The sequence below is a fragment of the Pantoea phosphatilytica genome, from assembly GCF_051025615.1.
Taxonomy (GTDB): domain Bacteria; phylum Pseudomonadota; class Gammaproteobacteria; order Enterobacterales; family Enterobacteriaceae; genus Pantoea.
The window spans coordinates 752,766-766,019 of record NZ_JBPFDF010000001.1; the positions used below are offsets into that span (position 1 = coordinate 752,766).

General features: G+C 50.4%; 17 protein-coding genes. 7 read left to right on the plus strand and 10 right to left on the minus strand.

The annotated features are described in order from the left end of the window. Positions 1 to 810: 810 nt before the first annotated feature. Both ACR6AS_RS03795 and ACR6AS_RS03800 read left to right on the plus strand, forming a co-directional pair. Positions 811 to 1,506, plus strand: coding sequence for a TetR/AcrR family transcriptional regulator (locus ACR6AS_RS03795; RefSeq protein WP_367395386.1), 696 nt, complete (start codon positions 811 to 813; stop codon positions 1,504 to 1,506). Between the two features lie 39 nt (positions 1,507 to 1,545). Then, positions 1,546 to 2,598, plus strand: coding sequence for a LacI family DNA-binding transcriptional regulator (locus ACR6AS_RS03800; RefSeq protein ID WP_293769557.1), 1,053 nt, complete (start codon positions 1,546 to 1,548; stop codon positions 2,596 to 2,598). On the opposite strand, the gene ACR6AS_RS03805 is transcribed toward ACR6AS_RS03800, so the two are convergent. Together ACR6AS_RS03805 and ACR6AS_RS03810 are read right to left on the minus strand one after the other, a co-directional pair. Then, positions 2,588 to 2,932, minus strand: coding sequence for a helix-turn-helix domain-containing protein (locus ACR6AS_RS03805; protein ID WP_111138690.1), 345 nt, complete (start codon positions 2,930 to 2,932; stop codon positions 2,588 to 2,590). The two genes, ACR6AS_RS03800 and ACR6AS_RS03805, sit on opposite strands and share 11 nt — an antisense overlap. 205 nt (positions 2,933 to 3,137) lie before the next feature. Beyond that, complete coding sequence (locus tag ACR6AS_RS03810) at positions 3,138 to 3,734, minus strand: hypothetical protein (protein ID WP_434161166.1); 597 nt, start codon at positions 3,732 to 3,734, stop codon at positions 3,138 to 3,140. 1,285 nt (positions 3,735 to 5,019) lie between these two features. Between ACR6AS_RS03810 and ACR6AS_RS03815 the strand changes: the two genes are divergently transcribed. Both ACR6AS_RS03815 and ACR6AS_RS03820 read left to right on the plus strand, forming a co-directional pair. After that, the gene (locus ACR6AS_RS03815; protein ID WP_434161167.1) at positions 5,020 to 5,217 is read left to right on the plus strand and encodes a hypothetical protein; all 198 of its coding nucleotides are present in this window, start codon (positions 5,020 to 5,022) and stop codon (positions 5,215 to 5,217) included. A 292-nt stretch (positions 5,218 to 5,509) separates the two neighbouring features. Next, positions 5,510 to 6,580 (plus strand): glycosyltransferase family 9 protein, encoded by a 1,071-nt coding sequence (locus ACR6AS_RS03820; protein ID WP_293769564.1) that lies wholly within the window; start codon positions 5,510 to 5,512, stop codon positions 6,578 to 6,580. Here the strand turns inward: ACR6AS_RS03820 and ACR6AS_RS03825 are convergent. The 7 genes from ACR6AS_RS03825 to ACR6AS_RS03855 form a co-directional block, all read right to left on the minus strand. After that, positions 6,511 to 6,849, minus strand: a complete 339-nt coding sequence (locus ACR6AS_RS03825; RefSeq protein ID WP_418797317.1) for a DUF1493 family protein — start codon at positions 6,847 to 6,849, stop codon at positions 6,511 to 6,513. The genes ACR6AS_RS03820 and ACR6AS_RS03825 overlap by 70 nt on opposite strands. Beyond that, positions 6,849 to 7,910, minus strand: a complete 1,062-nt coding sequence (locus ACR6AS_RS03830) for a glycosyltransferase family 9 protein (protein ID WP_293769569.1) — start codon at positions 7,908 to 7,910, stop codon at positions 6,849 to 6,851. The genes ACR6AS_RS03825 and ACR6AS_RS03830 overlap by 1 nt, the downstream gene beginning before the upstream one ends. A 359-nt stretch (positions 7,911 to 8,269) precedes the next feature. Continuing rightward, positions 8,270 to 8,440 (minus strand): hypothetical protein, encoded by a 171-nt coding sequence (locus ACR6AS_RS03835; protein WP_167498249.1) that lies wholly within the window; start codon positions 8,438 to 8,440, stop codon positions 8,270 to 8,272. 157 nt (positions 8,441 to 8,597) lie between these two features. Next, entirely contained in the window at positions 8,598 to 8,846 is a 249-nt protein-coding gene (locus ACR6AS_RS03840; protein ID WP_111138696.1) for an ElaB/YgaM/YqjD family protein, read from the minus strand. Positions 8,847 to 9,209: 363 nt separating this feature from the next. Continuing rightward, on the minus strand, positions 9,210 to 10,220 hold the full coding sequence (locus ACR6AS_RS03845) for a Ppx/GppA phosphatase family protein (protein ID WP_111138697.1): 1,011 nt from the start codon (positions 10,218 to 10,220) through the stop codon (positions 9,210 to 9,212). 23 nt (positions 10,221 to 10,243) lie between these two features. After that, on the minus strand, positions 10,244 to 10,801 hold the full coding sequence (locus ACR6AS_RS03850) for a hypothetical protein (protein WP_111138698.1): 558 nt from the start codon (positions 10,799 to 10,801) through the stop codon (positions 10,244 to 10,246). Positions 10,802 to 10,862: 61 nt separating this feature from the next. Next, complete coding sequence (locus tag ACR6AS_RS03855; RefSeq protein WP_293769578.1) at positions 10,863 to 11,192, minus strand: hypothetical protein; 330 nt, start codon at positions 11,190 to 11,192, stop codon at positions 10,863 to 10,865. A 213-nt stretch (positions 11,193 to 11,405) separates the two neighbouring features. Between ACR6AS_RS03855 and ACR6AS_RS03860 the strand changes: the two genes are divergently transcribed. The 3 genes from ACR6AS_RS03860 (at position 11,406) to ACR6AS_RS03870 (ending at position 12,581) form a co-directional block, all read left to right on the plus strand. Continuing rightward, on the plus strand, positions 11,406 to 11,585 hold the full coding sequence (locus ACR6AS_RS03860; protein WP_111138700.1) for a hypothetical protein: 180 nt from the start codon (positions 11,406 to 11,408) through the stop codon (positions 11,583 to 11,585). A gap of 185 nt (positions 11,586 to 11,770) precedes the next feature. Beyond that, positions 11,771 to 12,154: a hypothetical protein gene (locus ACR6AS_RS03865; protein WP_111138701.1), complete on the plus strand. Its 384-nt coding sequence runs from the start codon at positions 11,771 to 11,773 to the stop codon at positions 12,152 to 12,154. Positions 12,155 to 12,167: 13 nt separating this feature from the next. Then, positions 12,168 to 12,581 (plus strand): GNAT family N-acetyltransferase, encoded by a 414-nt coding sequence (locus tag ACR6AS_RS03870; protein ID WP_367395392.1) that lies wholly within the window; start codon positions 12,168 to 12,170, stop codon positions 12,579 to 12,581. Here the strand turns inward: ACR6AS_RS03870 and ACR6AS_RS03875 are convergent, their stop codons facing one another. Next, positions 12,582 to 13,244: an MBL fold metallo-hydrolase gene (locus tag ACR6AS_RS03875; protein WP_293769584.1), complete on the minus strand. Its 663-nt coding sequence runs from the start codon at positions 13,242 to 13,244 to the stop codon at positions 12,582 to 12,584. Positions 13,245 to 13,254 lie beyond the last annotated feature (10 nt).

The following is a 13,254-nucleotide window of genomic DNA, read 5'->3' on the forward strand; positions in this document are numbered from 1 at the left end:
CCCGGATAAGGGGCCACCTTTAGTGACAAAGGAAAAGAAATGCCAGGATCAAGGATCGACAGTGATTATGTTCAAGGGTTTTATAATTTCAACCCATTCAACGGAATTAAAAAAAGTACGTAAAATGCGAAAAGCGGGCAGGTGAGAAAAAGTCTCTATTAATCAAAGCTTTTAAAGTTGTATTAAAAATGCTTTATTTATTTAAGTTTTAGTGCAATCGCACTATAAGCAAAAAACATCAGAGACTGCTATTTCCTTTTGTGTTAAATATTTTGTGATAAAGAAATTTTACATAGCGGAGCTTTCCATTTTATATGATTGGCTACAGGTGAAGGCAGACTCTCGCCATCGTCTTCAGAGGTCGCTTGCAGACTAAACGGGTATGGTTACTGTGAGAAGGCACGCTATATATCTGGTCTTTATCAGATGCACGCTGACATTTAAAGCATGTATCCTTTAACTCTTTGATATCGATGCAATAGAGTGGAGTAGTAACATTGGTTGCGTCTGTTCTTCGGCATAAATCATCTACGCCATCAGCACGGATTACACTCACAACTGGTGTGGAATAGGAAGCGTAAGCGCTGTTTATACTTACAAAGAATAATGCAGGCAGCATTAAATCTGATTTTTTAAATCGAAAAAAAATCGACATCTGTTATGCCCCCTTTATGCATGAGCGGTGGAATTTTTGAAAAAAGCGGCGATTTAAATCTGCACTGGCAGTCACTTGATATAATTTATATCAAGTGATAGAATTTTCAAATAACGTTCTTTCATGCACATAAGTCAATGATAATAAGGGTTTTTATGGCAAGCGAGGAAAGTGGGGTTGTCAGGTATCGTCCCGAAAGGTCATATGCCGGAAGCAAGAAAACCCGAAAAGAGATTCTTAACGCTGCGACCGATGTATTTGGCGAGATGGGATTTGATGGTGCTACAACACGCATCATAGCGTCAAGAGCAGGTGTTACGACGCCCGTTCTTCAATATTATTTCGGCAGCAAGGAGGGAATATTCAATGAATGCACACAGGAGATAGTCGATTTTTGTCTGAACCGATACGATCCTATCATTGCCGACATTGAGCAGGCTGTTCTGGTGAATGATAAAGAGTCTGCTCATGATTCAGTTTGTGCACTGATGGAAAAAATTGTTGAAACTATTTTTTCTGAAATCAGTAGTCCTGGGACTGCTAATTTAATAACGAAGATCCAAACTACAAACACTCCGGACAGATCTCGTAAAATATTTTCTGTGCTGGAAAGTAAACTCCATAGCGCCGTGTTTCTGACAATAAGGTTACTTTCAGATCCTTCTGTAACCTATGAAGAAATAGCCTTGAGGACACACTATACATTGGGGCTTGCATTGCCATTCCAGTTCATGAGAAACGCTTTTCTGCCATTTGGGCAATACTATACGGCTGATGATGAAAAGCTAATAGTGTTAAAGGTTTCTGTTAGAACACATTGCAGTACTCTTTTAAATAGCTATAAATCTTAACTGCTTTCAATATAAATAAAATACCTCATAGGATATCTGATGGCTAGTGTCAGGATCATCGCTCAGGCTGCAGGTGTTTCTCCTGCTACGGTATCTAACTTTATTAATAATCGACCAGAAAAAATGCGAACAGAAACCTGGGTCAGAATAAAATCTGTAATCGAGGAAATGGGTTGCTCTCATCTTATTCCTCAGCAAAAATTCAAACAGAGTAAAAATATCATTGCGCTACTGCTGCCGTCAGCTGCCAGTGAAAGATATACGTTAATAATAAAAAGCTTAGAACAGGCCGCAGCTAAATTTGATTACAGCGTCATATCAGGGAGTGGCTATGAGGAGTCAGTTCGAGAAACATTATTCATTGATGATATGCTTAAAATTGGCGTAACAATGCTCGTTGTGGTTAAAAGCAATGTTTTCAAAACACACTTTATAAAGGCTTCAGAGCGCGGTATGAAAGTGATTAGTTACGACAGCTATAATCCTAATCGCCTGTTAAGCGAGAATAAGTTTTTTGACCGCTTTAGCATGGACAATTATGAAGCTGCGAGGCTTGCAACCAAAACCTTAATCGAACGCAATCACAAAGATATCATTATGGTCACCGAAGACTATATCAATGAGGAGCTTAGTCAAAAAATACATGGGTTCTACTCTATGCAGGATGCAAGGGGTTCTAAAAGAAGCGATATAGTGAGATCGATTAAAGGCTCTTTGAACCATATTGAGTTAGATCAGTTTCAGGTTGGCAGGAATCTGGCTAATGTCCTTGTGAGAGAAAACGTTTTTCCGGATGGCATTGTTGCCACAAATGATATCTTAGCGTATGGAATTCTTTACCAGTTATATACTATCGGCTATATATTAAGGAAAAAGCTAGCCGTGATTGCTCTTGACAGTAGCACTAATAATTATTTTCCTGAGAAGTTCTTGAGCACTGTATCACCACCGATAAAAAAAATAAGCGAGGACATCATTCTGAGATTAATTGGTGTAAACGAGCTGGATGATTTGAAAAAAGACTTTATTTATGCTCCGGTTTGCAACCTGAGCAGATCGCTTGGCATCAAAAAGGGCCAGTTTATTTTTTGAGTTGATGGCTTTTCTTCCACTGAACGGGTGGGATACCAAACTGATTTTTAAAAGAACGAGTAAAGGTTTGTTGACTATCCCACTTGTATAGCAAGGCAATATCCAACGTGCTCATATCAGAATTTCTCAGCTTAATCGCAGCTTCATCAAGCCTTCTTTTACGAATGTAACCTCCCAGAGAGACGCCATAATACTCTGTGAAACTCCGTTGTAAATACCATTTACTGTAACCCGCCTTTCTTGCAATTTCATCAATGCTAATTTTTTTTTCAAGGTTGCCATCGATCCATTCCAGCAAAGCTAAAAAAAAATTCTCATTATGCTTAAGGTACATAGGTTTATCCTGGTGTGAAATGTTATCGGTTGATAGGATTTGTCAGATAAAAGTATAGTAGCGACTGCTTTTTTTCAACTTCAAACGCAGGTGAACGTCTGAAATTTCTGCCTGTGTGATTTCCCGCAAAAAAATAACCTGCTGTTTACTAAACAGGAGGTCATAAGGATTATTTATAATAAGCGGCCTGTATCTGACTGGAGAATCAGGCATTGATTCCCGAAAAAGAGAAATGATGCAGTGTGCTGAAAAATAAAAGATTATATCCAAAAAGGGCGCTCATCTCTGTCATCAGGTTTACAGCATCCTGTTGATGTGCATTGTCGAGAGCGAATTCCCACAACATGGGCAAGCCAGAAAAATTAGAAAAAACAAATATTGTGTATATTCCAGCCAGCATTAATCCCCATGATGAAGTTTTCATATAATTGTGAAGGCTTCGAACAAGGTGCTGTCTGTTTTTTACCAGGAAAGGAACTGTGATGATTATTATTAGCGTATCCAGCCACACCCAGATGTCGCTATCGCTAATCATTGGGTTTATTCTTTTGACAAAAAGGCAAAGAAATAAAGAAGAAAATAAAAGATATAAGCTCTGCATTTGCGTCTTTTTTCTGGCGTTCAAGCTATAGATGAAAAGTATAACTCCAGTTATGAATGTCTGAAGGAGTTTTGTCAGGCAAAATGAAGATATTACGTCATTCATCCAGAAAACATCAATACAGGTTGCGCCTATTGAGAAAAGCGTAAGTTGCAAGAAGATATAGTATAAGGCAGTTCTTCTGATCATGGTCACAACCATTATTAATACTCTCCATTTTTTTTATAGAGATTAGTTTATGCTGATTTATTTTTTTTGCTATTTATGCCCTTCAGGTTTACCGTGCGGGTTTGCGTCTGTCAGTCACGGCGTTCCTGAACCTGGCGTGCGGAAAGTCTCTTTAGTCTGACTGAGTCTAAAAATGCTTGCGATAAATCATTACTGAAAAATGGGGAGGTTTCTGGAATAACTGCCGACAAAGTTCATTCGAACGATGACTATAAACAGATTTCTGATAGTTAAACTCTGATGATTTGCTTTCATAGATTACCCACTATTGAGTATTGCATATGCAGTTGAAAGATGGCTGGATATGGACGCAAATACTTGATAATTCTTTATGTTACAGGCTGATTTTTTTCTGCAGATTATGTAGCTGAAATTGCATAGACTCTTTTTGAATTATTGTAATGAAAAGGATTGTGAGCAAATGCAGGCGCTACTGACAGGGTGATTCTGTTGATTAGCCGATTATGAGGCAGGACGTTAAAAGCAGGTTTCCTGGTGTGTAAAGAGAACAAATGCATAATCCCGCTTCGGGTAGCCTGGTGTCATTGGACTCTTTCACCGTAATGCTGGTGATAACCCAATCCAGATTGCCGGGCTCGTTGACTCTCGCCATGATTAAGTAAAGCAGTCAATTAAGAGTCTTTCAGCGTGCTGATAGGCCACAGAAGCTTACCGTCAGCATATAACTTATTCCGAAGTGATCGCGGTAAGCGTGACAGCATCACTGGATGTGTCAGGCTCTCATCCGGATTAATAGCGTGTGTGACAGACCGCTGACAGAATAAGGAGAGCAGCCAGCCTGCCAGAATTCCACAGCTATCTGTCAGAGCACTTCTGCTGGCTTTCATAATTGAAGTGAAAGAGCGTCTGCTGTTGCAGTGACTGCAGCTGCGTCGGCAGTTACCTTCATTAAACGCTATGCCACGGCTACAGGTTCGATGCTTCGCTGGCAATCAGCAAACAGTTCTGAGGAGAGAAGTCAGAGCTTTGAAGCTGTTCAGAGGTCAAAGTGATGAGCACTCCTTTGGTCGATATGGCCTGCCACCCTTCAGGCTGGCTCAATGACAGGTCATCGACGGCGATCCAAAATCTTCTTATGTCCGTTCCTCAGCCATGCTCATGTAATCGTTATTGCGGGTTGACCAAACACACTGGCATCTATCGTCAAGGCTTTCAGCTGTTGCTGGCAGGCGCTGCCCGCGCGTCTCTGTCTGCGCCGCTATAGCGTTACTGTAAATGCTCACGCTATGGAGGATGTATGGATACGAAATATACAAAAGACGCGATTCATCTCTGCCGCCTGCTGTTTGGCCAGGCTGTGCTGGAGATCCTGGCCGAGGATAAGCCACTTACGCGCGACGCGATTTCAGAAAACATTGAGAGGATGTTTAACGGCATCCCTTCAGAACCCGTTATGAAGCTGGCTATCAGCCTGCTGACAAAAAGCAGCGACTGACAATCTGCACTCTGCCAGGCACCGGTTGCCGACACCGGTGGCTATGCCGCGCCTGACATCCCTTGCTGGCACTATCACAGCCGGAATCCCATCCTGGCTCTTATCGGAGAGAATCCTTACTGTAAGGTGCCGCGCCGGTACTTAACAAAAAACTAACTATGGAACCAATCTGACACTGCGCTGACTAATTTGCTGACTATTACCGTTACGTTATCGTTTCCAGAGCGTTAACCGGGCGAGTCTCACCTTATTCAGCCGGAAAGGCTTAGCCTGTGCGCAGAGGATGTCAGATATGCGGGTTTTAATTATTTGTCGGGATAACATTGGCGACACCTTACTGACCACGCCACTGATCAGTGCGCTGGCGCAGTCGGGTCAGTATCAGGTTGATGTGCTGACCAACCATTATGCCGCGCCCGTGTTAGCGCATAATCCCGATATCCGGCAGCTCTTCTGTTACACCAAACTGCATCATCGGGAGGCCGGGCAGGGGCGGCTCGCCTGTCTGCTGCAGCGGCTGACGCTGATACGAACCCTGAAAAAGCAGCGTTACGATGTGGTCATTCTGGCAAAAAGTCGCTGGGATCGGCATGGCCTGAAATGGGTGAAAATGGTGCGTCCCGGTCGGGTGATCGCGCTGGGCCAGCAACCGCACCCGCTGATTACCGATCTGTTACCGCCCGATCCGTCGCCTGCTCATATCAGTGAAATCCTGTTCCGCCTGGGCCGGCCGCTACAGCCGGACGCCACCACGCCTGGCCGGCTGACGCTGCGGCCTGATGCGGCCATCGCGGCCCGTCTGCGGGAGACCTATGATATCGATCCCGCCATCCCGATCTATGCGTTGCAGATCAGCGCCCGTAAGCCGAGTCAGCAGTGGGAAGTCACCCGCTTTGCCGGGCTGGCGGAGAAAATCGCCGCACGTCATCGCTGCCAGATTATGCTGCTCTGGTCACCCGGCAGCCGCGATAATCCGCGTCATCCCGGCGATGATGAGAAGGCGCGCGACATCATGGCGCGCTGTCCCCATCTTCCGGTCAAAGCGGTGCCGACCAGCAGTCTGTCGGAGCTGATTGCGGCAATGTCGTTGTGTCAGGGGCTGGTCAGCAGTGATGGCGGGGCAATGCATGTGGGCGCCGCGCTGGGATTACCGGTCGTTGCGCTGTTTGGTGACAGCGATCCGGCCTGCTGGCATCCGTGGCAGGTGGCGTATCAGGTGCTGCAACCCGCCTCGCGAGAGGTTAATGCGCTGACCAGTTGTGAGGTCTATGACGCATTCATCCACACCATTATTCAGGCGTCCGCGGCGGGCCAGACGCCCGAGCGGGCCGCTTCACACAGCAGGGCGACGGTCAGCGGATAGCCGGCTTTTGCGGCACCGGCTCTGAACCCGCGAGCCGGTGCGAAACGCCGCGCTTTATGCGCCGGAAAATAACGCGCTTCTTCATAGTGTTCTGAACTGACGCCAAAGGTGACAAAGAAGTCACTCATCAGAATCGCAAACTCCACCTCGTTCAGCGGGAGCTGCTGCAGATAGAATCCGGCCCGGTCAGCTCTGCGGAAGTGCCCCAGGGCGGTGGGCCGATTGTGATATTCGATCAGCGTGATGATGGCCAGAGAGAGTTCGCTCATTATCCCACCAGTTTCGCCACGGCCTGCCCGACCTCTTCGGGTTTGATTGCCGCCATCGGATGCTGCGATGCGATGTTATCCGGACGATGAATAATGATGTGACGATCGCTGTCCTGGCAGGGGCCGGTGTAGCGTGGGTTGGCGGTGGCAAAGAGGCTGACGGTCGGCGTCTGTGCTGCCACCGCGATGTGCAGAGGCCCGGTATCGCCAGTGACCAGCAGATCCAGCGTGCGAATCAGGCCAATCAGCCCGCTCAGGTTGGTTTTTCCCGCCATCGGCGTGATGTTGCTGCGGCAGTGGGGAGGCAGGCCTTCGATAAATGTCCGCTCAAGGGGCTGCTCAGCGGCGGTTCCGGTCACGATAATCTCTGCATCGGGCCAGCGTGCAAGCAGTGCGGTGGCGAGCTGGCAGAAAGATTCCAGCGGCCAGCGGCGAATATCTTTAGAGGCCCCAAGCTGGAACCCGATGCGGCGATGACCCGGCGCGGCGGTGGCAGGAAGATCCAGTTCGGGCAGATGCATACGGGTCTGCCCGCTCTCTGCGCCCAGCGCCTCAATCAGTTTCAGCTTACGTTTAATCGTGTGGTCGTCGAAATAGCCGGAATAGTGATCGAGATATTTATTCAGCAGCGGCGACTCGCTGCCGTAATGGTCGCGCACGATTGCCTTACTGCCGCTGAGTACCGAACTCATAATATCGTAAGGAAAATGGGCGTGTAATATCACCGACAGATCGGGTTTATGACGACGCAATTTGAAAAACAGCGGCAGGTAGTTGGCAATTTTATTATCCCAGATATAAATCTTATCGAACCAGTTATAGCGGCTGACCAGATCCTTATTTTTCTCACTGGAAACCAGAACAAATTTGCTGGTGGGGAAACGATTTTTCAGGCTCCAGATAGCCGGCGTATTCATCAGGAAATCGCCCAGTGCAGTCGTGGAGTAGACCACCACCGTCTGCGGCGTCAGGGCCTGAAGACCCGGTGAGGGCTTTCTGCCGGACAAACGGGTATAGGCCGTTAACAGCCGATCGATCAGATAAATCTTTTTTTTCTTCACGCCTGAATTCTCTTCGCGGTGCCGTAACAGTAAACAAAAAGAGGTTGTGCGTGATTAGAGATTATTACGGCGATTTAAGTTCATTGCGGAAGACTATTTTTTTAGCTTCTAAAGGGAACGTTTAAATTGTTTCCATAATTTTTGTGTTGTTTATTTCTGGTATATATACAGGATCGTGTAAAGGGAGTAAGGCATTTTAGAAAGAAACTTAGATAATTCTGACTTTTCAGGGGGAATTACCCTTTTTTTAATTTTCGTCATAACTAATAGCAGGTTAATTATTAGTGAGAATATTTTAATCAGCAGACAGAAATATTATGGCGGTGATAGACCCCGGCAGGTCTGCCGGGGCAGGGGAATTACGACTGTGGCTGGCCGACAGGGCCGGAACCCAGTGTGCCGCCAGGCGAAGACTGACCACTTGGCGCATGCGGACGGCCGTCGGCTTTAATCGCGTCACTTCGCTGCGAGCAGCCTGCAAGCGAGGCGAAGGTCGCTGCAACCAGCAGCAGGGCAGGAATCGTTTTCATAAGGTCACCTTGATGTTGTCAGAAAGAGCACAGAATGAACTTCACAACCGCTTTCCCCCGTCGCGGAACGCACCTCTTACAGAGATCGCTTCCCGGCAGGCGTGAAAGCCAAAAAAAACGGAAGCTGCAGCTCCCGTTCCGTTGACGTCAGGTCGTATTACTTGCGGCCCAGCAGGAAGCCGATGAACACGCCAACGCCAGCCGCGATAGCCAGACCGGCAGCAGGATTAGACTGAACCTGATCCTTGATGCACTCAGCCGCATCGCGTGCTGCATAGCTTGCCTGGTTGGTGTAACGGCGTGCTGCGCCTTTAACCTGATGCTCAGATGAACCGGTTGCTGCACCCCATTGTTCCTGAACTGCGCCAGCCGCTTCTTTTACTTTATCTTCGATTTTTCCTGACATTTATTGCTCCTTGGTTTTGAGTGAGACCTTAAAAGCGTAGCAAAGATAGTGAGTTCTGCTCTGACTGAGAGGATCATCAGCCTGAAAAATCATTTCTGACTGTGAATAACGACGCGTTTGCGGGCCACCCATTTCTGTCTGAACGGCGGATTCAGGCGGTACCGGGGCGCTGAAGGGGGAGAGAGTGAGGCAGTGATGATGGCGGAATCGGACCGGTGACGGACGAGGCTGACGAGTGGGGAACGGCGCGCAATGCCGCTTGCCCGCGCAGCAATAGCTGAACGGAACCGCCAGCGGCGCAGGGGGCGAACGGAACAGGTCACCTGCGCCCGCCGGATATGTCGCGCGGCGGGCGACAGAGCGTTACTGCAGCAGAACCCCCTGAATCAGACTGGCCTCAACAACGGTGACCTCATTGATCTTCAGCGCCTGCATATAACCTTCAACCAGCAGCAGATTGCTGACGTCAGTGGCCCGGTAGTCGCCCGAAAGTTCACTGTCGCCTTTCCAGACCTGCTGCTGCGACAGCTGCCGGAGCGCCGCCAGTGTATAGTGACGGGGTTTTCCCGGTAACTGGTTACGGATGGAGAAGCCATGAACGCCGCCGATGCCGATCACCCGCCGGCCCGGCAGATCCTGTCTGATCTGCGGACTGACATCATTCGCTGCATAAAACTCTACAAAGCGCAGCACCGAGGGTCGCCAGGAGCCGATTGGATTGGGCGACGGGGCAGCCGGTGTATTCTTCAGCACCGTCAGAATAAAATTTTTCAGCGTCACAGAGGCCAGTCTGCCCTGATAGATATCGGCAACGGGCTGGCCCGCCGCCTGACGCCATGCAGTCATCTGCATCGAGCCGCCGCCAATATCCCAGACCAGTAACTGCTCATCCCGGATACCGGGATCGCCCAGCGCCGCTTTAGCGGAGAGGAAACCGAGCTTTGCTTCCTGTTGCTGCGAGATGATGCTGATCGCCGCCCCGGTCTGGCGCTGCAGCTGCGCGATGACGGCTTCTCCGTTAGTGGCGTTACGGAATACGGCGGTAGCAACGCCGCTGATCCGATCGGGGTGAAAACGCTGTGCGCGGGCCAGAAGCGGGCGGATCGCCGTCACCCCATCCTGCACGATCGCCGGGCTGAGCTGATGATCAGGCGAATGGGCCAGGGCGTCGTTCCAGGCGACAGCGCGCTGATCCTGATAGAGCATTTTTTCGATACGTTGCTGGCAGACATTGACGCGTGCGACCGCGATTTTGGTGGTGCCGGAACCGATATCCAGAGCGGCGCGGACTTGCCGGCAGCCATCGGCTTCGGCAGCCGTGGCAAACAGCAGTGAGCAGAAGAGGATGACAGCAGACAGCGCAGCAGATCGCATAGCAACTCCAGGAGCAAAGAGACTCAGCGTGGCCGTGCTGCGATGCAGGCCGGATAGACGCTGACCAGAAAATGACGCAGATGATCGAAGCACCATTCGGCATCGTCAGCCTGCGGACAGTAGAACTGGATAGTGATCTTCTCATAGTCACGCTGACGCTGGCGCAGTGGTGACCAGCTCCAGTCGAGAACCGAACGGGCATAGTTAACCAGCGCGTCGGCGGGCATCTGATGCTGTTTCTCCTGTCCGGCCAGGTAGCGGTTAAACTCCGCCTCCAGCTGCAACGCCTCGTCGTGACCGTGTTGCGGCAAATCCGGCCGGAAGGCGACATCAATAAAGCCGCAGACCGCATCGGCCTGCTGCTGCCAGTCGCAGGCCAGCGTCATAAACAGCCCCTCCTGCAGGTTGATCTCCTCAACCAGTCGCCGGAGATTCACCGAACGGTTCAGCACCGCGATCTCCTCAAGACGGCCCGTTTCCAGCGTCAGATCAAAACCACAGGGATTTACAGAGCCATCCGCATTACGGGTGGCGGGGAAGGGGAAGTCAATATAACCGTTGTTATCGAGACGCTTTTCCATCGGGGAGACCTGCTGCTTGACGTTTCCTGACAATAAACGATCTGGCAGCAGGATTCATCCCTTATGGGCAGGTCCAGGTGATCTGGGTGTCCTGATAAGGATTGATCAGGCGGAACTGTTTGTCAGACAGACGCTGAGCATAATAGCCTTCGCGCGTAACGGCAGAGGGAACATATTTAAATCGATCCAGCGACTGCAGCGGGCCGCTCTCCACGCTGACGCTGTCGCGGCTGACGGTAAAGGCGTTGACCAGGTCAAAAATCACCGCGTCGGTCTGCCCCATCGGCTGACCATAAATCGTGGAAACCTCACCCGGACATTCCACCCCTTTCGGACCAGATGAACATCCAGTCAGCATCGCGATGAGGATTAACATGCTGAGTCGCATCATGATTTTCTACCTGCTTCAATCCCTGGGAGTCGGCTGGCGCAATAACACTCTCCTGCGCCCCTTATCGCTCAATTATAGCATTTTCCGTTGTGCTTCCTGTTTGTGATTTGTTTAATCGTTAAGCAGCAGGAATGTAAAGGGGTGACTTTGCCTGGTAATAAACGGTATTCTTAGCTTCTTTGCGCACCGCTTAGGCAAATCCAGGGATAAATGATGAAAGAAGAAGAAGCAAGTCTAATGATTATTCGCCAGGCGATTGATCAGTTAGAGGCTGACAAGAAGCAACAGGTGATGGCATGTTCTGCCGAGATTCGTGCAGCGATGCAAGCTTACGATGGCGAGAATGCCGGGCTGGCCCTGATGTTAGTGGCCGCCGAGGTGGCCGCTGAATAATCTTTATCCGGCCTGTGTGACAGCCTGTTACGCTGGCTGGCTATACTTTACCTTTTCTCAACTTTCAGCTTTTTCGCAGGCTGAGTCCAGCTTTATCTGGTCTTAATGATCGCTGCCCCGCCGCTCGCCCTTGTTTTCTGATGTGTTAAGCTAAAAATTCTCAGTAAAATCAGCGGAGACACAGCATGAAGGCAGCATTCATTGCCCTGGGCCTGCTGGCCTGTCACATCGCCCCCGCCCGGAGCGAAACCGAATTTCAGCTTAACTGCCCTGGCCGGGCGACCATGATCGTTTCACGCGCCGAATATGGCTTAACCACGCTGATGTGGCCGGACAACCATTTCCAGATTGCCGCCGGTCAGCAGCGCACAAAGCTGGAGGCGGGCGACCCGGTCGCGATTACCCGTTTTCGCAATGGTGACCAGTTGATTGTGAATCAGCGCAGTAAGGAGATCTTCTTCGTCTATCGCGACAGCGATAAACTTCTGCCCTGCAGCCGCAGCGAAAAACGTGATGTGGATGCGCTGAGCCTGGAGCGTTACGACGACCGTCAGCGTTCCGATTCTTAACCGGGAGCCTGTTATGCAACCTGAGATTACCGATAATGTCACCACGCAGGATCTGGATGAGGTCAGGCTGGGCCTCAAGGCGCATAACAGCCACTTCTTCGACGTTGATGAAATCCGCGCGATCGGCGTCTTTATCCGGGACGAGCAGGGCCGGAAGCTGGCCGGGCTGACCGGTTCCACCACCGGTAGCTGGCTGCGGATTGATATGCTCTGGGTCAGTGAAACGTTACGCGGTCAGGGGGTAGGCAGTCAGCTGATGCAGGCGGCGGAGCAGGAGGCGCAGCGGCGGGGATGCCGCTATGCGCAGGTGGATACCGCCAGTTTTCAGGCGCGCCCTTTTTATGAAAAGCTCGGCTACACCCTGCGGCTCACGCTGGGAAACTATATCCTGCACCATCAGCGTCACTATCTGACCAAAGAGCTGTGATCAGAACAGCGGCTGCTGGCGCAGATCCAGTGGATGCTGCTCGGCTTCATCGATCGCCGCCAGCCAGCTCTGCAGCGTGACCGTTTTCCAGGAGAGATGCCCGCGCGTGGTGCTCATCAGCACGACGTCAGGGCGCAGCGAGCGGTAGAACTCCAGCGTCTGACTCAGTTCAGCCGGATTGCTGTCCGGCACCAGTACGGTGATCCACTGATCATGTGAGCGCGTCACCGTATCGCCTGCAAACAGATAGGTCATGCCCAGCGGCGACGTATAGAGATAGCTGGCGCTGCCCGGCGTATGGCCGGGTGTCGGCAGCAGATGAAAATCCCCGAAGTGTGTCTCCGGCTGGGTGAAGGTGTCGTCCGGCTCTGCAAAACGGCTGATCGGGCCCAGCGACCGGCTGTGGCAGTAAAGCGCGCTGCTGAAGCGCTGCTGGATCACGGCTGTCCCCGGTGCCGACTCGTGCCAGTGGGTCAGATAGTGACGGATCACGCCGCCGCTATCGGCCAGCACCTCATGGTCGAGCAGGTTTTCGACCCGGCCAATCAGCAGATTGCCGCGTGGGTGACGCAGCATAAAACCGTGCATCATCAGGTCATTAACGGCATCTTCCACCGGAAACTCCGGGGTTGAGATCCACAAATCGTCATACAACGGCTTCAATGTCGATCTC